Annotated in this window: 23 protein-coding genes and 3 tRNA genes; 13 read left to right on the top strand and 13 right to left on the bottom strand. The window is 58.6% G+C overall.

Translation table 11 applies throughout. The features are described from left to right. Positions 1 to 72 precede the first annotated feature (72 nt). Positions 73 to 1,572 carry a SulP family inorganic anion transporter gene (locus tag MHZ97_RS02700; RefSeq protein ID WP_239312069.1) on the top strand — a complete coding sequence of 500 codons (1,500 nt, stop codon included), beginning with the start codon at positions 73 to 75 and terminating at the stop codon, positions 1,570 to 1,572. Between the two features lie 43 nt (positions 1,573 to 1,615). On the opposite strand, the gene MHZ97_RS02695 is transcribed toward MHZ97_RS02700, so the two are convergent. Continuing rightward, the gene (locus MHZ97_RS02695) at positions 1,616 to 1,819 is read right to left on the bottom strand and encodes a DUF6404 family protein (protein WP_239312077.1); all 204 of its coding nucleotides are present in this window, start codon (positions 1,817 to 1,819) and stop codon (positions 1,616 to 1,618) included. A gap of 230 nt (positions 1,820 to 2,049) precedes the next feature. On the opposite strand from MHZ97_RS02695, the gene MHZ97_RS02690 reads away from it, so the two are divergent. Then, positions 2,050 to 2,220 carry a hypothetical protein gene (locus MHZ97_RS02690; RefSeq protein ID WP_033751084.1) on the top strand — a complete coding sequence of 57 codons (171 nt, stop codon included), beginning with the start codon at positions 2,050 to 2,052 and terminating at the stop codon, positions 2,218 to 2,220. A 296-nt stretch (positions 2,221 to 2,516) separates the two neighbouring features. Here MHZ97_RS02690 and MHZ97_RS02685 read toward each other — a convergent pair. The 6 genes from MHZ97_RS02685 to uvrY form a co-directional block, all read right to left on the bottom strand. Then, a tRNA-Leu gene (locus MHZ97_RS02685) sits at positions 2,517 to 2,602 on the bottom strand. 11 nt (positions 2,603 to 2,613) lie between these two features. Next, a tRNA-Cys gene (locus MHZ97_RS02680) sits at positions 2,614 to 2,687 on the bottom strand. A 41-nt stretch (positions 2,688 to 2,728) separates the two neighbouring features. Next, a tRNA-Gly gene (locus MHZ97_RS02675) sits at positions 2,729 to 2,804 on the bottom strand. Positions 2,805 to 2,956: 152 nt separating this feature from the next. After that, complete coding sequence (gene pgsA, locus MHZ97_RS02670; RefSeq protein WP_103795420.1) at positions 2,957 to 3,505, bottom strand: CDP-diacylglycerol--glycerol-3-phosphate 3-phosphatidyltransferase; 549 nt, start codon at positions 3,503 to 3,505, stop codon at positions 2,957 to 2,959. A gap of 68 nt (positions 3,506 to 3,573) precedes the next feature. Further along, positions 3,574 to 5,406 (bottom strand): excinuclease ABC subunit UvrC, encoded by a 1,833-nt coding sequence (uvrC, locus tag MHZ97_RS02665; RefSeq protein ID WP_239312081.1) that lies wholly within the window; start codon positions 5,404 to 5,406, stop codon positions 3,574 to 3,576. Continuing rightward, a complete protein-coding gene (uvrY, locus tag MHZ97_RS02660; protein ID WP_103795418.1) occupies positions 5,399 to 6,058 on the bottom strand; it encodes a UvrY/SirA/GacA family response regulator transcription factor in 660 nt (219 codons plus the stop codon). The genes uvrC and uvrY overlap by 8 nt, the downstream gene beginning before the upstream one ends. Before the next feature lie 421 nt (positions 6,059 to 6,479). Between uvrY and MHZ97_RS02655 the strand changes: the two genes are divergently transcribed. Further along, positions 6,480 to 6,704 carry a DUF2594 family protein gene (locus tag MHZ97_RS02655; RefSeq protein ID WP_033751095.1) on the top strand — a complete coding sequence of 75 codons (225 nt, stop codon included), beginning with the start codon at positions 6,480 to 6,482 and terminating at the stop codon, positions 6,702 to 6,704. Positions 6,705 to 6,738: 34 nt separating this feature from the next. Here the strand turns inward: MHZ97_RS02655 and MHZ97_RS02650 are convergent, their stop codons facing one another. Together MHZ97_RS02650 and sdiA are read right to left on the bottom strand one after the other, a co-directional pair. Then, positions 6,739 to 7,350: an acyl-homoserine-lactone synthase gene (locus tag MHZ97_RS02650; RefSeq protein WP_103795417.1), complete on the bottom strand. Its 612-nt coding sequence runs from the start codon at positions 7,348 to 7,350 to the stop codon at positions 6,739 to 6,741. Positions 7,351 to 7,471: 121 nt separating this feature from the next. Beyond that, entirely contained in the window at positions 7,472 to 8,194 is a 723-nt protein-coding gene (gene sdiA, locus MHZ97_RS02645; RefSeq protein ID WP_103795416.1) for a transcriptional regulator SdiA, read from the bottom strand. Positions 8,195 to 8,299: 105 nt separating this feature from the next. Here sdiA and MHZ97_RS02640 point away from each other — a divergent pair, with 105 nt between their 5' ends. Then, positions 8,300 to 8,494, top strand: coding sequence for a hypothetical protein (locus MHZ97_RS02640; protein WP_239312084.1), 195 nt, complete (start codon positions 8,300 to 8,302; stop codon positions 8,492 to 8,494). Positions 8,495 to 8,658: 164 nt separating this feature from the next. Beyond that, positions 8,659 to 9,423 (top strand): DUF4396 domain-containing protein, encoded by a 765-nt coding sequence (locus tag MHZ97_RS02635; RefSeq protein WP_239312087.1) that lies wholly within the window; start codon positions 8,659 to 8,661, stop codon positions 9,421 to 9,423. A 1-nt stretch (position 9,424) separates the two neighbouring features. Here the strand turns inward: MHZ97_RS02635 and MHZ97_RS02630 are convergent, their stop codons facing one another. Next, on the bottom strand, positions 9,425 to 10,123 hold the full coding sequence (locus MHZ97_RS02630) for an extensin family protein (RefSeq protein WP_103795414.1): 699 nt from the start codon (positions 10,121 to 10,123) through the stop codon (positions 9,425 to 9,427). A 282-nt stretch (positions 10,124 to 10,405) separates the two neighbouring features. Here MHZ97_RS02630 and cycA point away from each other — a divergent pair, with 282 nt between their 5' ends. Next, positions 10,406 to 11,800: a D-serine/D-alanine/glycine transporter gene (cycA, locus tag MHZ97_RS02625; RefSeq protein ID WP_239312090.1), complete on the top strand. Its 1,395-nt coding sequence runs from the start codon at positions 10,406 to 10,408 to the stop codon at positions 11,798 to 11,800. Positions 11,801 to 11,982: 182 nt separating this feature from the next. Here cycA and MHZ97_RS02620 read toward each other — a convergent pair whose 3' ends face one another. Together MHZ97_RS02620 and rutR are read right to left on the bottom strand one after the other, a co-directional pair. Next, entirely contained in the window at positions 11,983 to 12,957 is a 975-nt protein-coding gene (locus MHZ97_RS02620; RefSeq protein ID WP_239312093.1) for a metal-dependent hydrolase, read from the bottom strand. A 42-nt stretch (positions 12,958 to 12,999) separates the two neighbouring features. Then, on the bottom strand, positions 13,000 to 13,635 hold the full coding sequence (gene rutR / locus MHZ97_RS02615) for an HTH-type transcriptional regulator RutR (RefSeq protein WP_239312096.1): 636 nt from the start codon (positions 13,633 to 13,635) through the stop codon (positions 13,000 to 13,002). A gap of 305 nt (positions 13,636 to 13,940) precedes the next feature. Between rutR and rutA the strand changes: the two genes are divergently transcribed. Genes rutA through rutG form a run of 6 tightly spaced genes read left to right on the top strand, consistent with a single transcriptional unit; the run spans position 13,941 to position 18,854 of the window. Then, a complete protein-coding gene (rutA, locus tag MHZ97_RS02610) occupies positions 13,941 to 15,029 on the top strand; it encodes a pyrimidine utilization protein A (protein ID WP_103795576.1) in 1,089 nt (362 codons plus the stop codon). Continuing rightward, complete coding sequence (gene rutB, locus MHZ97_RS02605) at positions 15,029 to 15,748, top strand: pyrimidine utilization protein B (protein WP_103795411.1); 720 nt, start codon at positions 15,029 to 15,031, stop codon at positions 15,746 to 15,748. Before rutA ends, rutB begins: the two co-directional genes overlap by 1 nt. Positions 15,749 to 15,752: 4 nt before the next feature. Continuing rightward, positions 15,753 to 16,148, top strand: a complete 396-nt coding sequence (rutC, locus tag MHZ97_RS02600) for a pyrimidine utilization protein C (RefSeq protein WP_103795410.1) — start codon at positions 15,753 to 15,755, stop codon at positions 16,146 to 16,148. Continuing rightward, positions 16,148 to 16,951, top strand: coding sequence for a pyrimidine utilization protein D (gene rutD / locus MHZ97_RS02595; protein ID WP_239312099.1), 804 nt, complete (start codon positions 16,148 to 16,150; stop codon positions 16,949 to 16,951). The genes rutC and rutD overlap by 1 nt, the downstream gene beginning before the upstream one ends. Before the next feature lie 10 nt (positions 16,952 to 16,961). Then, on the top strand, positions 16,962 to 17,486 hold the full coding sequence (gene rutF / locus MHZ97_RS02590; protein WP_239312119.1) for an NADH-dependent FMN reductase RutF: 525 nt from the start codon (positions 16,962 to 16,964) through the stop codon (positions 17,484 to 17,486). Between the two features lie 42 nt (positions 17,487 to 17,528). Next, positions 17,529 to 18,854 (top strand): pyrimidine utilization transport protein G, encoded by a 1,326-nt coding sequence (rutG, locus tag MHZ97_RS02585; RefSeq protein WP_239312122.1) that lies wholly within the window; start codon positions 17,529 to 17,531, stop codon positions 18,852 to 18,854. On the opposite strand, the gene MHZ97_RS02580 is transcribed toward rutG, so the two are convergent. Then, complete coding sequence (locus MHZ97_RS02580; protein ID WP_239312124.1) at positions 18,855 to 19,763, bottom strand: DMT family transporter; 909 nt, start codon at positions 19,761 to 19,763, stop codon at positions 18,855 to 18,857. 153 nt (positions 19,764 to 19,916) lie between these two features. On the opposite strand from MHZ97_RS02580, the gene wrbA reads away from it, so the two are divergent. Next, positions 19,917 to 20,516: an NAD(P)H:quinone oxidoreductase gene (gene wrbA / locus MHZ97_RS02575; RefSeq protein WP_103795405.1), complete on the top strand. Its 600-nt coding sequence runs from the start codon at positions 19,917 to 19,919 to the stop codon at positions 20,514 to 20,516. Positions 20,517 to 20,520: the final 4 nt, after the last annotated feature.

Genomic DNA, 20,520 nt, shown 5'->3' with positions numbered 1-20,520 from the left:
CTCCAGCTGAATTTCTGCTGCGCTCCTCGCGTCTGTTGCGAGAGCGAATAATTAAAAAGAGCCTGCAAGTTTATGAGTCAATCTACTGACGTTGCCCAAAACCTGGACAACGACCTGAGCCTGGGCCGCGTGTTGCGTTCCCCTGCCCTGCTCGCCCGTGAATCTCTTGCCGGCGTGATCACCGCGCTGGCGCTAATCCCGGAAGTGATCTCCTTTTCCGTTATCGCCGGCGTCGATCCAAAGGTCAGCCTGGTGGCGTCCGTGGTGCTCTGCCTGACGCTTTCGGTGCTGGGCGGACGCCCGGCAATGGTGACCGCCGCCGCCGGTTCGGTGGCGCTGGTCATCGGCCCAATGGTGCATGCGCACGGCGTGGCCTATATTCTGCCCGCCGTGGTGCTGGGGGGTGTCATTCAGATCCTGTTTGGCGTGGCCGGTCTGGCGCGCATGATGCGCTATATTCCGCGCTCGGTGATGCTCGGCTTTGTCAACGCGCTGGGCGTGCTGATTTTCTTCGCGCAGGTGCCGCACGTCTGGGGGCAAAGCGCGCTGGTGTGGCTGCTGTTCGCCGTGACGCTGGCAATTGTGCTGCTGCTGCCGCGCGTGCTGAAAAGCGTGCCCTCGCCGCTGGTCGCTATCCTGGTCGTTACCGCCGTCGCGCTGCTGCTCGGCTGGCGCGTGCCCAACGTGGGCGATGAAGGCCCGATGAGCGCCGGTTTACCCGGCCTCAATGCGCTACAGGTGCCGTTGAGCCTGCAGACCCTGCAGATCGTCTGGCCGACCGCGCTCAGCATCGCCTTTGTTGGCCTGATGGAGTCGCTGCTTACCGCCAAGCTGGTGGACGATCTTACCGATACGCTCTCCAGCAAGCGCCGCGAGTCCTGGGGATTAGGCGTCGCCAATATTTTCGCCGCCTTTTATGGCGGCATCGCCGGCTGCGCAATGATCGGCCAGACTATCGTCAACGTCGAGCTGGGCAAGGCGCGCACGCGCCTCTCCACCCTGGTCGCCGGGCTGGTACTGCTGCTGCTGGTGACCGGCCTGAGCGCCGTAATGGCGCAGATTCCGATGGTGGTGCTGGCGGGGATCATGATGGTGGTCGCGGTGAAGACGGTAAACTGGCACAGCCTGCAGCCCGCGACGCTCCGACGCATGCCCTGGTCGGAAACGCTGGTTATGGCGCTGACGATTATCGTGACGGTATGGAGCGGCAACCTGGCGCTGGGGGTACTGGCAGGGGTGATCACCGCCGTAATGCTGTTTGCGCGCCGTATCGCACACGTGATCCACGCCGAACGCGAACTCAGCCCGGACGGTCAGTCGGTGCGCTATCGCGTGCGCGGCCCGCTCTTTTTCGCCAGCAGCAACGATCTGTTTGAGCATTTCGACTACGGCCATGACCCGAAACAGGTCACGATCGATCTTACCGATGCGCAGATCTGGGACGCCTCGTCGGTGGCCGCGCTTGACGGCATTGAATACCGCTATCAGCGCCATGGCGCGCAGGTTACCCTTGTCGGCCTGGATACGCGCAGCAGCGACTTTCATCGTCGCCTGACCGGCAAATTTGAGTAATTCGCGACAGATAACAGGATGCGGCGACGTACGCCGCATCCTGTTAAAGCGGTTTGGCCTGACGACGGGCCTTATAGCGCCCAATCAGCGTCGTCATCGCCTGGTAGATCACGCCTGCATAGAGACTTTGCAACACCGCCATTCCCGTTTCCATTCCCTCTTTTTGCCAGAAGCAGAACCACATAAACAGGCCCCACAGCAGGGAAAACAGTAGACAGCCTTTAATAAATTTCATCACGCCCTGCATCTTATATCCTTCTTTATCCCCGCAGCCCGTGCCGCGTTACTGAGGCGTGAAAGTATCCTATAGCGCGGCGTTTTGCACTTCAGGCTGCATCAGATGAGAGGCGGGTCAAATTTTAGGGCGCGGCATAATTTAAGCGTTTCCCGCTGGTGCGCTGGCGCTGAGCTGCTACGCTTTAATTTCATTGCATTTTTATGCTTTCTTTTTCAATACCGGAGAATGAGGTGGCAACGATGAACAACGTGAAAAAAGGCATATGTATTACGCTGGCGGTACTGGCGCTGGCGGGCTGTATGCACCGCAGCGATGCGATTAAGTCCGATGGCCGTCCTCATGCGCCAAGCGGCCAGTCGTCGCCGGGCGGCACGCTGGGCTCAGGTCCGGTTGGCCAGCCGCAGTCATAATCAAACAAACCCGGCGCTGGCCGGGTTTGTTATTTTCCCCCGGCCGTCTGGGATGCAGGATGGCTGAGAAAGCGCGCGGTGGGTCACCTGTTATTGCTCGGCCTGCCTGCCAATCCTTAAACGACACAGGTGAATGGCATCGCCGGCATGTGCGTTTCCACTCTCTCCTTCCCAGCCTGTAAGGATATAAGGTCACGCCAGCAAGGAAATTTGGGCACAAAAAAACCGCCCTGAAGGCGGTCACGACATTGCTTACTACTGCTTTATTTTAATTAGGTTCTTTCAATCGACAGATATGGTGCCCGGGGCGGGACTTGAACCCGCACGACCATAAGCCGAGGGATTTTAAATCCCTTGTGTCTACCGATTTCACCACCCGGGCAGGGTGTAAAGTGGAGGCGCGTCCCGGAGTCGAACCGAGGTGGACGGATTTGCAATCCGCTGCATGGCCACTCTGCCAACGCGCCTTTATCCGCTGTGCCGTCAGGTTAATCCTGACCTGCAAATCTGGAGCGGGAAACGAGACTCGAACTCGCGACCCCGACCTTGGCAAGGTCGTGCTCTACCAACTGAGCTATTCCCGCATTGTTCAGCAATCTAATGGAACTTGCTGATTTTGCTTATCTTCTGGCAGCTTTGCCGCCGTTCGATGCGATGCATTCTACTGACCTGACGCACTGAGTCAACAGAATTATCTTCACAGTGCGTCCGTTTGCTGCTTTTTAAATCGCTTCGATCAGCTATCGAGCAGATCGCCGCGCGCAGCGCTTAAATACTGAAACATTGACCAGAATGTCAGCACGGCGGCGATATAGAGCGCCACGACCCCTACGGCGATAACCGTGGTGTCAGGACGCCACAGCAGCGCGACCAGCGACAGCATCTGCGCCGTGGTTTTCACCTTGCCGATCCAGGAAACCGCAACGCTGCTGCGCTTGCCGATTTCCGCCATCCACTCGCGCAGCGCGGAGATAATGATTTCGCGCGCGATCATGGTTGCGGCCGGCAGGGTGATCCACCAGGCGTGAAAGTATTCCGCCACCAGGACCAGCGCAATGGCCACCATGACCTTGTCGGCCACGGGATCAAGAAAGGCGCCGAAGCGCGTGGTTTGCTTCCAGCGGCGCGCGAGAAAGCCGTCAAACCAGTCGGTGACGGCGGCGACCACGAAGATCAGCGCGGTGGCGAACGGCGCCCAGTAGAACGGCAGATAGAAAGCCAGCACGAAGAAAGGAATCAGGACGACTCGAAACAGGGTGAGACACGTCGGAATGTTAAATTGCATATGCCGGTAACTGTCTGGAATGGGTAGAATTTCCCCTATGTTCCTACATTGCCTCACCTGTTTCAATGCTAGTGTTTTAGCGAATGGTATATTTTTTCCGCCAGTGCGAACGAAATACCGGGCACATTGGCGATCTCCTCAACCGTGGCGTTCATCAAGGGTTGCAGGCCGCCCATATACTTAAGCAGCTGCTGGCGACGTTTTGGGCCGATACCTTCGATGCTCTCCAGCGCGCTGGTGTTCTTTACTTTCGCCCGTTTTTTTCGATGGCCCGAAATTGCATGATTGTGAGCGTCATCACGAATATGCTGAATCACATGCAGCGCCGCGGAGTCTGGCGGCAGCGAAACGCCCTCACCTTCCGCCTCGAAGAAGAGCGTTTCCAGGCCCGCTTTACGATCGCTGCCTTTCGCCACGCCCAGTAAAATCGGCCGCGATTTATCCCACTCCACCTCCAGCTCGGCAAAAACCTGCTTCGCCTGCGACAGCTGCCCCTTGCCGCCGTCGATCAGGATAACGTCGGGAATTTTATCCTCTTCCAGCGCTTTGCCGTAGCGGCGGCGCAACACCTGATTCATCGCCGCGTAATCATCGCCGGGCGTGATGCCTTCGATATTGTATCGACGGTAGTCGCTGCGCAGCGGCCCGTTAGCGTCGAATACCACGCAGGAGGCGATGGTCTGCTCCCCCATGGTATGGCTGATATCGAAGCACTCCATGCGGTTAATTTTGTCCAGCTCAAGGAACTGCGCCAGCGCCGCCAGCCGCTGCTGAATAGTGGAGTGCTGTGACAGCCGCGTGGTGAGCGCCGTCGCCGCGTTGGTGCGCGCCAGCTTAAGGTAGCGCGCGCGGTCGCCGCGCGGTTTGCTCTGGATGGCCACGCGGCGCCCCGCCAGCTCGCTCAGCGACGCGGAGAGCAACTCGCGCTCCGGCAGGTCGAAATCGAGCAGGATATCGCCCGGCAGCGTGCGCGCTTCGCTGCCCTGCAGGTAAAACTGGCCGACAAAAGTCTGTACCACCTCCGCCAGCTCGGTATCGGCCGGGACTTTCGGGAAGTAGCTGCGGCTGCCCAGCACTTTGCCCTGGCGGATAAAGAGGACGTGCAGGCAGGCCATCCCGGCGTCGTAGGCGACGCCGATAACGTCGAGATCGTCGCCCTGATTAGAAACGAACTGTTTTTCGGTAATGCGGCGTACCGCCTGGATCTGGTCGCGCAGACGCGCCGCCTCTTCGAAGCGCAGCCCGATGCTCGCCTCTTCCATGCGCTTCACCAGCATATTCAGCACCTGGTCATCCTTACCGGCGAGAAACAGCCGCACATATTCTGTCTGCTGCGCATACTCCTCTTCGCTCACCAGACCGGCGACGCAGGGACCGAGGCAGCGCCCAATCTGATATTGCAGACAGGGCCGCGAGCGATTGCGGTAGACGCTGTTTTCACACTGGCGAATCGGAAACACCTTCTGCATCAGCGCCAGGGTTTCGCGCACCGCGTAGCCGTTCGGGAACGGGCCGAAATACTCCCCTTTCGCGTGTTTCGCACCGCGATGATAGGCCAGCCGCGGATGCGTATCGCCGCTGAGAAAGATAAACGGATAAGATTTATCATCGCGCATCAGCACGTTGTAACGCGGCTGATAGAGCTTGATATAGTTATGCTCAAGCAGCAGCGCTTCCGTTTCGGTGTGGGTAACGGTGACGTCTATATGATGGATGTTGCTGACCAGCACCTCAGTCTTTCGGCTGCCGACGTGGCTGCGAAAGTAGCTGCTGAGGCGCTTTTTAAGATCTTTGGCTTTTCCTACATAGATCACGGTGTCCGAGGCATCGTACATGCGATACACGCCCGGCTGACTGGTCACCGTGCTGAGAAAGGCTTTGGCGTTGAAAACTTCACTCACTACTGATTAACGGCTCCGCATTGAACAGGCCATGTCGAATGGCCAGATGCGTTAACTCTACGTCTCCGCTGATGTTTAGCTTGCTGAACATGCGATAACGGTAGCTGTTAACGGTTTTAGGACTGAGATTGAGCTGCTCGGAAATTTCCGTCACCTTTTGCCCTTTGGTGATCATCAGCATAATCTGCAATTCCCTTTCCGACAAACAGCTGAAGGGAGATTCCGCTTTTTGCGGCTCGATCTGACTCAGCGCCATCTGCTGCGCGATATCGGATGCGATATAGCGCTGACCGGCGTGGACGGAGCGGATAGCGTTCACCACTTCCTGCGGCGCGGCACCTTTGCTGAGGTAGCCTGCCGCCCCCGCCTGCATCACCCTGGCGGGCAGCGGGTTTTCGGTGTGGATGGTCAACATGATAATTTTGATATCAGGATTAAAGCGCACAATTTTGCGCGTCGCTTCCAGCCCGCCGATGCCGGGCATATTCATATCCATCAGGATGACGTCGACCTGATTGGCCCGACACCATTTGACCGCATCCTCGCCACAACAGGCCTCTCCCGCGACCACAAGACCTTTCATATCCTCCAGTATGCGTCGAATACCGGCGCGTACCAGTTCATGGTCATCCACAAGAAGAACACTGATCAACGGGGAGCACTCCGCTAGCTAAAATGGGGAATAATTCTGATAATGAATTCAGGCATGATACCTGCTTTTCGCCGTAATGAACATCAATAGCCCAAATGTTTGACCGTATTCAATGATTTACATCAACGCTTTCCAGCGCGTAAAAATAATATGCCCGCGCATAAAATATGATCATTTTTTCTTTTTAATATTCTTTACATTTCAATTAGTTAAATTATTAACCCATCAAATAGTTAGCCTGCGCTTAAATGCAGCACCCTCAGGCTGTGAAAATTATTCATCTGCTGCCGCAAATAAAATCCTGCTGATGAGTTAACCGCCTGCGCGCTGCGCTTTAACAGGCCAATGGCGCGTTGTGATATACTGATGCACGGCTGCGCGGAACATGCCGCACGATCGATAAACCACCAAGGAGAACACGATGAGCGATGAAGAATTTGTTACCTCGCACGACACGCTAAAGCTGGCCGACGAAGTCGCCTGCCTGAAAATGATGGTGACGCTGATTCTGAAAGGAATGGGCCAGGCGGATGCCGGTAAAGTGATTATTAATATGGAACGCTACGTGCAGACTCTGGGTGATAAGCCGCAGGCGGAAGTGTTCAGCAATACCATTAAACAGATCAAAACCGCGTATCGCCAGTGATGCGTTCGCCCCCGCCTGATGCGGGGGCGCGCTGTCAGGTGTGCGACTGCCAGTTAACGGAGACGCCCAGCGACGGCAGCACCTCTTCCGGGCTAAAGCGCCGCGTGCCGCGATACTTTTCCGCCAGCGCCGGCTGCGCCACCGGAATACGAATAGCGAACAGATTGTCCTCCGACTGGATCAACCCCGGCGTCAGCGGCTCATAGGCGACCTGGTGATCCTCAAACATCTTCTCCAGCATCGGCGTCGCCGAGCTGATCAAATATTCCATGCCGTTAAGCTCGGCGAGCTGCACGGCGTGCCATAACAGGTTGAACGGCAGTTCCGCGTCCACTTCCAGCTTTGCCGAGAAGCGCGACATCTCCCACACTTTTTCATGGCTGAACGGCACCACCAGCCCTTCGCTCTGCGCTGGCTCATGCCAGGGCATCAGCCGCGCGCAGCCGCTGATGCCGTCGCGCGCGCTCCAGGCCAGCAGCCAGGTGACATCCGAACGATCGTAACGGTCATACTCCTGACCCGGCGTGCTAAGACGCGGCGGAATCGACCAGCCTTCTCCACGCGCAAATACGCTGTAACGGTAGCTGCCTAACTCGGCCAGCAGAGAGGACGGCATATCCTTTAACTGGGTTTGAATTATCTTCATCATGCGCCCCTGACATCCTCATGTTTGCACTGATTTACGCTACGCCAGCCTGGCAAAGTCCCGGCGCAGGGTAGACAACTGCTTCCGGCAACGTAACTACTAAATTTAGTAGTTGCCTTTTCTATATCAGACCTATTGCCGCCGCATAACAGGCAATTTGGGTTTTATTGGAAACATTAAATCGCTTTTGCATATTTTTTTGGTGAAAGTTCACCGTATGTTGCGAGATTGCTAAAATAAGCGAAATTTCAGCCGATGTTTTGCCTTCTGCGGTCCATTTCAAAATTTCGAGCTCGCGCTGACTAAAATCATTTTTCAGCACCATTAGCGCGTCATCAGAAAAGCGCTGAAGCGAACGCAAACTCAGCTCCGCCAGAAAGTGCAGTTTCACTTCCAGCTCGACGTGGTGATAGTGCGTCCGACTTGCCAGGTGAGATGCTATAGATAATATACCAATGGCGCGATTTGATGCCATTGCAGAGCAGGAAAATCCGCTGTTCAGCCCATGCTCCTGCGCCTCTTTCCACAAATCGCCGGCCCCGGTGAACAGCTCATGCGTCCACTCAAGGCCCCGTCCGGGCTGCTGACATAGCATTAAAACGGGATCGATGGCGTAATAGTTTTTTTCCTCATAGCGTTTAATCCAGGCTTTGGGATAGGTGCTATGCAAAAAAATACGTGGTCGGGTAAAAGGCACAGGATGCTGAATCAAAAAGGAATAGCTATCGAACCCTAATGACACGATCAGGGTTTGTATGAGCGTCTTCAATTCTGCAGTTGAAGTGATAGCCTGAAATTCTTTTTCCGTCTCACGGCGCCAGACGAAATAATTGTCGTTAGTCATATTGCCTCGGCGTTATCCTCACGCTGATGCGTCTGTTTATTGAGGTTGCACATTTAAAAAAACAAATTTATATGAGAAAAAAGTTTTATTGAGAAAAAAGCCGGTATGCCAGTAAAAATCACGCGACGTCCGGTTGTGCGTGTTTTACTTAAAGCGTGTTACCAGCGCTTCTCGAAAAGCGATCCTGTCAGCAGCATTATAGCGGCTGAAAAACAGAATAAGATTTTTCTTAAAGAGATTCAATCTGCATTGCGACAATTACTTCCTCATACTTTGGCCGCCATTCAGCATGGCTATTAAGTAAAATTAGTTTATACAGGTAATTTATTTATAAACATAGAGTTAAGCTATTCTAAAGTTAACTTACCTCCAGCGGCGAAAACCCGTGCGCGTTTTTGCCGCCTCGCTTAAGCATAGATCATTTCTATGTATTGCGATTGGGACTACGCTTAACAGCGGAACCCGTGCCTGACCATTACGCCCGGCATGCAGGCGCCTTGCCGCCTTGCGCCGTTTTTACGGATGCGCTTTTACCTTTGCAGGTGGGAAACACTATGTTGAATCAGCTGGCCTTACCCTTCCTGGTATTAGGAATCTGTACCGCTCTGATGATTTTAAAAGATATTTTCCGTCACCCTCACCCTGTCAGGATAATGAACATTATCTGGCCGCTGACCGGGCTCTACATGCCGTTCTTCGGCTGGCTGGCCTGGTGGTATCTTGGCCGAAGTCCATCGCGTCAGCTTAAACTGGCGTTATTAGTCCCGCAAAAAATTCATCATTACGCGGGCTGGCAAACCATATTTATCACGACCTCTCTCTCTGCGGCCGCCTGCATTTTTAGCGAACTGATTACAATTCCGATTATCACTCTGCTAAACCACTACCATTTTGTTACGCCGTTCTGGATGCAGGCAATTATCTTTCTTGCTATTTCTCTGATTAGCGGCCTGTTTTTACAATTTCTGGCAATCAGACAGCGCGAAGCATTTACCCTGTGGCGCGCTTTGCTGGTCGCCTTTCGCACTGAAACTTTTCCGCTGCTGGTTTATCAGGCGGGTATTTTCCTCTTTATGAGCCTGGCCCTGAAATTTGTGCTTCATCAGCAAATCAATCCGCTGCTGGCGGCCTTCTGGTTTATGCTGCAGCTCGCGACGCTGACCGGATTTATATTTTCCTGGCCCGCCAATCATTTCCTGATTAAACGCGGGCTGAACCCGGCGGTATAACTTATCGACAATATCCGGTTCCGCGCATGCCGAAATGAAAATGACCGGCGTGCGCGGCGTTATAATCCGGTCCAAGGGCATTGCCGAAGTTATTACACCCCTCCTGCCACAGCTGATGCAGCAGCGCCGATTTGCTCTCCGGCTGCGTCCAGTTTTTCCCTACCTCCAGCCGCTGCCCGTCGGCCAGCTGAAAGCCGGTGACATCCCAGGCGTCGGCGCTGGCATGCTCGCTTAGCCGCCCTTGCGTGCGGTGATAGATATTGCGGCAGGCGTAGCTGCCGACATGGCTGATGCGCGTCAGCGACGCGCCGGGTTGCACCTGCGCCAGGCGCTGCTGGCTGCGCAGAACAAACATGGTGCTGGCGACGGCCATCGGACAGCTGGCGAGAAAGCTGCTGCTCAGCCCGACCTTGCCGAAACGCTGGATACGCAGCGGATCGGGCAGCGGACAGGCGCCCGTGACGGCGGGACGCACGCTAAAGGTTACCACGCCCGCCAGCTGCGCGCGCCGCATCACGTCGAGACAGGCGGCGGGATCGCCCGCCAGCCGCTTGAGTTTATAGCGGGTCATCCAGCCTGGCGGATCGGTGACCGCCAGCGGCGTAAAGGGGTTGAACTGGGGCGGCAGATGCTGTTTCAGCCATGGCAAACTCCACCATCCCGCGGCTATCAGCACCAGTAGCAGAATAATCGCGCGCATTCTCCCTCTCGCAGCAGCTTGATTTAGAGAACAAAAGTGTAGAAGCTACGCGCCGGTTTAGCGCCGTAAACGGCGCTTTTCGCTTAAAACAGCCGCGTTGTGACGCAAGTTTGTGCCGCGTAAAGATTTTCTGACATGTTAATAAGGGGTAAAGACCGCATTTGTACAAAAAAAATAGTGGGCTTTTAACTTATTCCTCTATCTTATGCCAACTTGCCCCCGGGCAAGCGATCGCAAACAGCCAGCAGAGCTGACACAACATCCAGACAGGAATAACGATTTATGGTTGATCACGTAAAAGAAGCCGTTGCTGAGCAGGAGAATCCTGACAAGCTGCGGCGCAATCTGCATAACCGACATATTCAGCTTATCGCCATCGGCGGCGCCATCGGCACCGGCCTGTTTATGGGCTCCGGCAAAACCATTAGCCTGGCGGGCCCGTCGATCATTTTCGTCTATATGATCATCGGCTTTATGCTCTTTTTTGTTATGCGCGCCATGGGCGAGCTGCTGCTCTCCAACCTGCAATATAAATCCTTTAGCGATTTCGCGGCCGATCTGCTCGGCCCCTGGGCGGGTTACTTTACCGGCTGGACCTACTGGTTCTGCTGGGTAGTGACCGGTATCGCCGACGTCGTGGCTATATCCGCCTATTTCCAGCTCTGGTTCCCCGGCTTTTCCGTGTGGATGAGTGCCCTGCTGTGCGTTTTCGTCTTTCTGGCGCTGAATGTCGCCACGGTGAAGATGTTCGGCGAGATGGAGTTCTGGTTCGCTATCATAAAAATCGTCGCCATTGTGGCGCTGATTGTCACCGGCGTCGTGCTGGTGGCGCTTCACTATCCGTCGCCGGGCGGCGGCACCGCCTCCCTGAGTAATATCTGGGATCATGGCGGCCTGTTTCCGAAAGGGCTGAGCGGCTTTTTCGCAGGTTTCCAGATTGCGGTGTTCGCCTTTGTCGGCATCGAGCTGGTGGGCACGGCGGCGGCGGAAACGCACGATCCCCATAAGGTGCTGCCGCGCGCCATTAACGCTATCCCGCTGCGCGTCATTATGTTCTATGTGCTGGCGCTGATGGTGATCATGGCGGTAACGCCCTGGACGCAGGTGCTGGCGGATCGCAGCCCCTTTGTTGAGATGTTTGTGCTGATCGGCCTGCCTGCGGCGGCCAGCATCGTTAACTTTGTGGTGCTGACCTCGGCGGCCTCCTCCGCTAACAGCGGTATCTTCTCTACCAGCCGTATGCTCTACGGCCTGTCGCAGCAGGGCGTGGCGCACCGCGCCTTTGGCCGACTCTCCGCGCGCGCGGTGCCAACTGCCGGCCTGTTCTTCTCCTGCTTCTGCCTGCTGGCAGGCGTTGCGCTGATTTACCTGATCCCCGACGTGATGACGGTGTTCACGATGGTGACCACGGTGTCGGCGATCCTGTTTATGTTTGTCTGGACCATTATCCTGTGCAGCTATCTGGCCTACCGTAAAAAGTATCCAGAACGCCACGCGGCGTCAGGCTTTAAAATGCCGCTGGGTAAAGTGATGTGCTGGGTGGTGATGGCGTTCTTCGCCTTCGTGCTGGTGCTGCTGACGCTGCAGGAAGATACCCGCCAGGCGCTGATGGTCACGCCGCTCTGGTTTATGATGCTGACCCTGGGCTGGCTGCTGCGCCGTCGCGCCGCCCGTTAAAAGCCTTTCCCCGGAGGTTAAACCGCGACAGAGGCGGCTCAGCGTTAACGCGCGCGAGGCATGAACCGGGAAGCAGCGCGTCCCGCGCCAGGGACAAAAACGCCGGGAGCGTTGCGTTGGCCCGGCAACAGGCGCACCTCAGGGATGAGGTGCGTAACCACGCGGGCGACTTCCTTCTGCTTTTACAGGCGCTCCCCGGTCTTTTTAAAACTCTCCCCCAGCGAAGGACGCGCCGAGGGCAGCCGCTCAGGATGCGCAGCAGGCAACTGCGACGTGCCCAGCCCAAAGGTAAAGGTGTAGCGCCCCTCTTCCCCCATGCGTAAATCGGCAATAACGGTCTGACCATCCTGCTCGCGCAGCGCATAGAAGCCGTGACTAAACCAGGCGACGCGCTCCGCATACCAGCTGCCCCGCAGCGGCGCGAACAGCGCCATATGGCGAGGCCGCCAGCGTATCTGCAGCGCCCGCGTCGGCGACAGCAGCGACCAGTAAGCTTCGCCATAGCGGTCGCCATCAATAATCACCGCACGCCACACCAGCGTATTAAACGCGGTGGGCGTCACCAGCACCTTCTGGTCGGAAACCTGCTGCCGCGCCAGCGACTCTCTTACCTGCCAGCCCGCAACGCTCTGGATCGCCACGCTCCAGACAAGATAGAGCGTGCTCAGGGTTAATCCGGCGCGATTCCAGCGCAGCCCTTCGGCGCCGCCGCGCCGCACTGCCGCCACAAGGCAGATCAGCAGCGGCAGCGTATAGAGCGGATCGACGATATAGATGCTGCCAACGGCAAAGGGGTGATCGGTGAGCGGCAGGCCAAGCTGCGTGCCGTACACCGTCATCAGATCGAGCAGCGGATGGGTAATCAGCGCCAGCCAGATCGCCAGCCACCACGCCCGCCAGCTCACCCCGCGCCGAAACAGGCCAGCAATCAGCCAGGCGAGCAGCGGCGAGATGAGGGTCAGCCAGAGCAGCGCATGGCTCTCGGTGCGGTGCAGCGTCATATTGCGGATGGCGTCGCCGTGATCGATAAAAACATCGAGGTCAGGCAGGGTGCCGCACACGGCGCCCACCGCTGCCGCCTGCCAGAGCGGCACGCGCCGCCCCATCGCCGCGACGCTGACTGACGCCCCCAACAGCAGTTGCGAAACAGAATCCATCGATGACTCCGGGACAGAGCGGCGGCGTCAGCCGTCAGGAAATCAGCGCACGCGGATCCCTTCGATGATCATGCGCTGTACGTTTTCGACCGTTTCATCAAAAAACTGCGGATCGCTCAGGGTCTGACCGGTAATCGCCTCAACCTGGCTGGCGAAATCCGCATAGTGCTGCGTCGCCGCCCACAGCATAAAAAAGAGATGCTGCGGCTGAACGCCCGCCAGCCGCCCTTCGTTGATCCAGCGCTCGACGATCGCCGCCTTATCGTCCACCAGCTGCTTGAGATCGCCCGCCAGCTCGCCTTTCAGCAGCGGCGCGCCCTGCAGCATCTCCAGACAGAAAAGACGCGACGCCTGAGGATGGTCGCGCGACACCTCAAGCTTAAGGCGGATATAGCGGCGGATGGCGCTGAGCGGATCCATATCGTGCTGCAGCGCGCGCAGCGGCGCCAGCCAGACGTCAAGGATCTCTTTTAGCACCGCGATATAGAGCGTTTCTTTCGAGGGATAATAGTAGAGCAGATTGGTTTTTGAGACGTCTGCCCGCTCGGCAACCTGATCCAGACGCGTGCCGTGAATACCAAACTGAGAGAAAAGCGCCAGCGCGGCTTCAAGAATGGCGGCGCGTTTCGCCGCAGTGGCGCGCGAACGTCGCGTCGTTTTTTTTTCATCGGTTTTCACAGCGTTACCTCATTCCTTAAGCGTACAGGCATCATAGCAAAGCCGCTCTCACCTGCCCAACCCGGGCGCTGCACCTTTTTTGCTCAGCCTGCCTGCTAAACGTGCAGTGATTTTTGACCAGATGGTCCAGAACGGACCAATTGCTCTACTTTTTTTACCGCCCCGCCCTCAAGTCATTGTTAAATATATATTTATATTTTGTGGCACAACCTTTGCAAATTTGTCAGCAAGCGCCGCCATCAGGGATGAAGCAGGAAGCCGCGCAGCGCACCAAACCGTTTATCACCTGGCAAAGAGGGTTTGACATGAAGATTGGCGTTTTTATTCCGATTGGTAACAACGGCTGGCTGATTTCCACCCACGCCCCGCAGTACAAACCCACGTTCGAGCTGAACAAGGCGATCGTACAGAAGGCGGAGCACTATCACTTCGACTTTGCGCTGTCGATGATCAAGCTGCGCGGCTTTGGCGGCAAAACCGAGTTCTGGGATCACAATCTTGAATCCTTCACCCTGATGGCCGGGCTTGCCGCCGTCACCTCGCGCATTGAGATCTACGCCACCGCCGCCACGCTGACGCTGCCACCCGCCATCGTGGCGCGCATGGCGTCAACCATCGACTCTATCTCGGGCGGCCGCTTCGGCGTTAACCTGGTGACCGGCTGGCAGAAGCCGGAATATGAGCAGATGGGCATCTGGCCGGGTGACGATTACTTTAGCCGCCGCTACGACTACCTGACGGAGTATGTGACGGTGCTGCGCGATCTCTGGGGCAGCGGCCAGTCCGATTTCAAAGGTGAATTTTTCACCATGAACGACTGCCGCGTCAGTCCGCAGCCGCAAAAGCCGATGAAGGTGATCTGCGCCGGACAGAGCGACGCGGGTATGGCCTTCTCTGCACAGCATGCCGACTACAACTTCTGCTTCGGCAAGGGGGTCAATACGCCTGCCGCCTTCGCCCCGACCGCCGCGCGTATGAAGCAGGCGGCGGATAAGGCGGGCCGCGACGTCGGCTCCTACGTGCTGTTTATGATTATCGCCGCCGAAAGCGACGAGGCGGCGCGCGCCAGATGGGAGCACTACAAAGCGGGCGCTGACGAAGAGGCGCTCGCCTGGCTGACCACCCAGAGCCAGCAGGACAAGCGCTCCGGCAGCGACACCAACGTGCGCCAGATGGCTGACCCCACCTCCGCCGTCAATATCAATATGGGCACGCTGGTCGGCTCTTACGCCAGCGTTGCGCGCATGCTGGACGAGGTGGCGCAGGTGGAAGGCGCCGAGGGCGTCCTGCTCACTTTCGACGACTTCCTGCAGGGGATTGAGGCGTTCGGCCAGTTTATCCAGCCGCTGATGCAGTGCCGCAGCGAGATCAATGACAACAGAGAGGTAGCCTGATGAGTACCGTTTACTGCGCCCATACCGCTGCGCTGCCGCAGGTTGAGCTGCCCGCGCGCCCGGAAGCGATCGCCTTCCCGCCCGCGCAAAGCGCGCTGATCGTGGTCGATATGCAAAACGCCTACGCCACCCCCGGCGGCTATCTCGACCTGGCGGGCTTTGACGTCTCCGCCACCGCGCCGGTAATTGAGAAGATCGCGCAGGCGGTCAGCGCCGCGCGCGCGGCCGGCGTGCAGATTATCTGGTTCCAGAACGGCTGGGATGCGCGCTATGTCGAGGCGGGCGACGCCGGTTCGCCTAATTTCCATAAGTCCAACGCGCTGAAAACCATGCGCAAACGGCCTGAGCTGGCGGGCACGCTGCTGGCCAAAGGCGGCTGGGACTACGCGCTGGTGGATGCGCTGCAGCCGCAGCCAGAGGATATCGTGCTGCCGAAACCGCGCTACAGCGGCTTTTTCAACACCCCGCTCGACAGCATGCTGCGCAGCCGCGGCATTCGTCATCTGATCTTTACCGGCATCGCCACCAACGTCTGCGTGGAGTCGACGCTGCGCGACGGCTTTTTCCTCGAATATTTCGGCGTGGTGCTGGAAGACGCCACTTATCAGGCGGGTCCGCCCTTCGCCCAGCAGGCGGCAATTTTCAATATCGAAACCTTTTTTGGCTGGGTCTCCAGCGTTGATGCCTTCTGCGAAAGCCTGAAAGGCCATAAGGAGTAATGCCATGCCGAAATCTGTGATTATTCCGCCGGGCACCGCCACGCCGATCGCCCCTTTTGTGCCGGGTACGCTGGCCGACGGCGTGCTCTATGTCTCCGGCACCCTGCCGTTCGACAAAGAGAACAATGTGGTGCATATCGGCGACGCCGCTGCGCAGACGCGCCACGTGCTGGAAACCATTAAAACCGTGATTGAAACCGCAGGCGGCACGCTCGACGATGTAACGTTCAACTCGATTTTCCTCACCGACTGGCAGAATTACGCCGCCATCAATCAGGTGTACGCCGACTATTTCGCCGGCGATAAACCGGCGCGCTTTTGTATTCAGTGTGGCCTGGTGAAACCCGATGCGCTGGTAGAGATCGCCAGCGTCGCGCATATCGGCCAGCGGGAGGCGTAATGCATCTGGAGATAGTGGGAAGAGAGGATGCTGCGGCGCCGACGCTGGTGCTGGCGTCGGGCCTCGGCGGCGTAGCGGGGTTCTGGCAGCCGCAGCTGGCGGCACTGAGCTCGCGCTATCGCGTGGTGATGTATGACCAGCGCGGCACCGGCCGCAGCGCGCAGCCGCTGCCGGCCGACTATTCGATGCCGATGATGGCGGCCGAGCTAGCCGAGGCGCTGGCGCAGCGCGGGATTACGCGCTTCGGCGTGATTGGCCACGCGCTCGGCGGTCTGGTGGGGCTACAGCTGGCGCTCGACTACCCCGAGCGCGTCGAGCGCGTGGCGGTGATCAACGGCTGGCTGCGGCTGCATCCCCACACGCGGCGCTGCTTTCAGGTACGGCAGGATCTGCTGCTCAACGCGGGCGTCGAGGCTTTTGTGCGCGCGCAGCCGCTGTTTCTCTATCCGGCCGAGTGGATGGCACAGCATCAGGCGCGTCTTCTTGAGGAAGAGGCGGCACATCTCGCCCACTTCCAGGGACGCGACAATCTGCTGCGGCGCCTGAACGCCCTGATGCACGCCGACTTCACGCCGCTGGCTGCGCGCATTCAGCAGCCGGTGCTGGCGATCTGCAGCCAGGACGACATGCTGGTGCCCTGGAGCTGTAACGCGCAGCTGGCCGGTGCGCTGCCCAACGCGCAGCAGATAGCCATGTGCTGGGGTGGCCATGCGATGAGCGTCACCGACGCCGAAGGCTTCAATTCGCTGCTGCTGCAGTGGCTTAACCAGAGTGAAGCCGCGCCGCAGCGCGCGGCAAGTTAAGGAGATCCCTATGAGTACCCTGACCCTGACGCCTGACGACAATCTGGTCGAGAAGCAGGCATTCCGTGACGGCATGGCGCGCCTGGGCGCCGCTGTGAATATCATCACCACCGACGGCCCGGCGGGACGCGCAGGTTTCACAGCCTCAGCGGTATGCAGCGTCACCGATACGCCGCCGACCCTGCTGGTCTGCCTGAATCGCGCCGCCTCGGTATGGTCGGTTTTCGACGCTAACCGCCAGCTCTGCGTCAACACGCTTGCGGCCAGTCAGGCCTCTCTCTCAACCCTGTTTGGCGGCAAAACGCCGATGGAAGAGCGCTTTCAGGCGGCGCAGTGGCGCAAGGCAGCGACAGGCTCGCCGGTGCTGGCCGGCGCGCTGGTCTCCTTCGACTGCCGCATCAGCAACATTACCCGGGTTGGTACCCATGACGTGCTGTTTTGCGAAGTGCTGGCGCTGACCTTTAGCGATGAAACGCACGGGCTGGCCTGGTTCGATCGCGGCTATTTACCGCTGCAGCGGCAGGATGCCCGCTAATCCGCCCTGCGCGGCCTGATACCCCTCTTTCTGGAGATAACGATGGCGAGTTCCTGGTTTCCTCAATGGCGTAAAAAGTCGGCGGTATCGGACGGCGGTCTTATCGCCCCGGATGAGACGCTGCCGTTTGGACAAACGGCGATCCTTGGTCTGCAGCATGCGGTGGCGATGTTCGGTGCCACCGTGCTGATGCCGCTGCTGATGGGGCTGGATCCCAATCTGGCGATTCTGGTATCAGGCATCGGCACCCTGCTCTTTTTTGTGATTACCGGCGGCCGGGTGCCCAGCTATCTCGGCTCCAGCGCGGCCTTTGTCGGCGTGGTGATCGCCGTGACCGGCTTCAACGGCCAGGGGCTTAACCCGCACCTGAGCGTTGCGCTCGGCGGGGTTATCGCCTGCGGCGCGCTCTATATGCTGATTGGCCTGCTGGTTATGAAAGTCGGCACGCGCTGGATTGAGCGGCTGATGCCACCGGTGGTTACCGGCGCGGTGGTCATGGCGATTGGGCTTAATCTCGCGCCCATCGCGGTACACAGCGTGGCGGCCTCGGGTTTTGACAGCTGGATGGCGGTGATGACCGTGCTCGCTATCGGGCTGGTGGCGGTCTTTACCTCCGGCATGGTACAGCGCCTGCTGATTCTGGTGGGGCTGATCCTCGCCTGGGCGATTTACGCGCTGCTGACCAACGTGCTGGGCTTCGGCAAACCGGTCGACTTCAGCGGCGTGGCGCAGGCTGCCTGGTTTGGCATGCCGCAGACCACCGCGCCCAGCTTCGATCTGCAGGCGATAGTGATGATCGCGCCGGTGGCGATTATTCTGGTGGCGGAAAACCTCGGCCATCTGAAGGCGGTCGCGGGCATGACCGGACGCAATCTCGATCCCTGGATGGGACGCGCCTTTGTCGGCGACGGGCTGGCGACCATGATCTCCGGCACCATAGGCGGCAGCGGCGTCACCACCTATGCGGAGAATATCGGCGTTATGGCGGTGACTAAAGTCTACTCCACCCTCGCCTTCGTGGCAGCGGCGGTTATCGCGCTGATCCTCGGCTTTTCGCCGAAGTTCGGCGCGCTGATCCATGCCATTCCCGCGCCGGTAATCGGCGGCGCCTCCATTGTGGTCTTCGGCCTGATCGCGGTGGCGGGCGCGCGCATTTGGGTTCAGAACCATGTGGACTTCAGCCAGAACGGCAACCTGATTATGGTCGCCACCACGCTGGTGCTGGGCGCGGGCGATTTTTCGCTGAAGATCGGCGGCTTTACCCTGGGGGGCATCGGCACTGCCACCTTCGGCGCTATCCTGCTTAACGCCATCCTGCGCCGACGCGGCGCGGCGCTGACGGAGCGTCCGGCGCGCCAGCAGGGGTGACTATTCGCGCGGCGCCACCGGCGCCGCCTTTTTTCGCTTTAGCTTCAGCTCGCTGACGATAACGCCGCAGACGATCAGCGCGCCGCCGAGAATAGCCGCCGCAGGCAGCCGCTCGCCGGCAATTCGTCCGACCACGCCCGCCCAGACCGGCTCGCCCGCGTAGATAACCGTCGCGCGCGTCGGCGAAACGCTGCGCTGCGCCCAGTTCATCGTTACCTGAATCAGCGCGCTGGCCGCGCCGAGACCGAGCGCGCTCAGCAGCAGCGTCGGGCTGAGCGCCGGCATCGACTCGCCGTTCGGCACCATCAGGATAAAGGCGCACAGCGAGGCGACCGCTAACTGAATCAGAGTGACGCGGCGCACATCCACCTGACCGGCGAAACGGCTAATCAGGATAATCTCGGCGGCGATCGCCAGCGTGCTGAACAAGGTGGCGATTTCGCCCTGGTTAAGGCTGATGCGGCCATCCTGCGGCCCCGCCACCAGCAGCAGGCCGAGGAACGCCAGCAGGATGCCGCACCACGCCATCAGCCCCGGTGGCCGGCGCAGAAACAGCCACTGCAGCAGCGGCACGACCGGCACATAGAGCGCGGTGAGAAAGGCGGACTGGCTGCTGGAGATGGTCTGCATACCCCAGGTTTGCAGGCCATATCCTCCGGCGATCGACAGCCCGATTAAGGCGCCGGCGATCAGCTCCTGGCGCGTGATGCCCGCCAGCACGCGGCGAAAGACGCAGGCAAGGATCAGCGCGGCGGTGGCGAAGCGCAGGCCGACAAAAAAGAAAGGGCCAGAAACGGCCATAGCGCGGTGCACCACCAGAAAGGTGCCGCCCCAGATCATCGTAATCAAAATCAGCACCAGCTCTTCGCGCGATACGCGCAGCGCCAGCGTGCGGGAACTCTCCGACATAACACACCTTCCGTGATTCAACGGGCGCCATTGTGCGCAGGTCGCCGCCTGAATGCAATGCATCAGAAAAAGCGCAAATTTTGCGATCTCGCCGCAGGGCCAGAAAGCTCTTCTATACTTCTGCTTAGGTTTTCACATGCTGAGGAGAGCGCAATGGCCAGAATTCTGGTGCTTTATTACTCAATGTATGGACATATTGAAACCATGGCGAACGCGGTCGCCGAAGGTGCGCGCCGCGTCTCCGGCGTGGAAGTCGACATCCGTCGCGTGCCGGAAACCATGGATGCCGATCGTTTCGCCGAGGTAGGCGGGAAAACTGACCAGGCGGCGCCGGAAGCAACGCCCGACATATTGCCGCAGTACGACGCCATTCTCATCGGCACGCCGACGCGCTTCGGCAATATGTCCGGTCAGATGCGTACCTTCTGGGATCGCACCGGCGGCCTCTGGGCCTCCGGCGCGCTGCACGGCAAGGTCGCCAGCGTTTTTACCTCGACCGGAACCGGCGGCGGCCAGGAGCTGACCATCACCTCAGTCTGGACCACTTTAGCGCACCACGGCATGGTGATCGTACCGATTGGTTACGGCACTAAAGAGCTGTTTGATATCTCGCAGGTGCGCGGCGGCACGCCTTACGGCGCCACCACTCTGGCGGGAGGCGACGGCTCGCGTCAGCCAACGGAAGAGGAACTGAACATCGCCCGCTATCAGGGCGAACACGTTGCCGGACTGACGGTAAAACTCAAAGGGTAAGTGT

This window comes from Pantoea sp. ACRSC (assembly GCF_022346785.1).
Taxonomy (GTDB): domain Bacteria; phylum Pseudomonadota; class Gammaproteobacteria; order Enterobacterales; family Enterobacteriaceae; genus Pantoea; species Pantoea alvi.
Note: the sequence above shows the minus strand (reverse complement) of the source record. Positions and strands in the feature narration are given on the sequence as shown.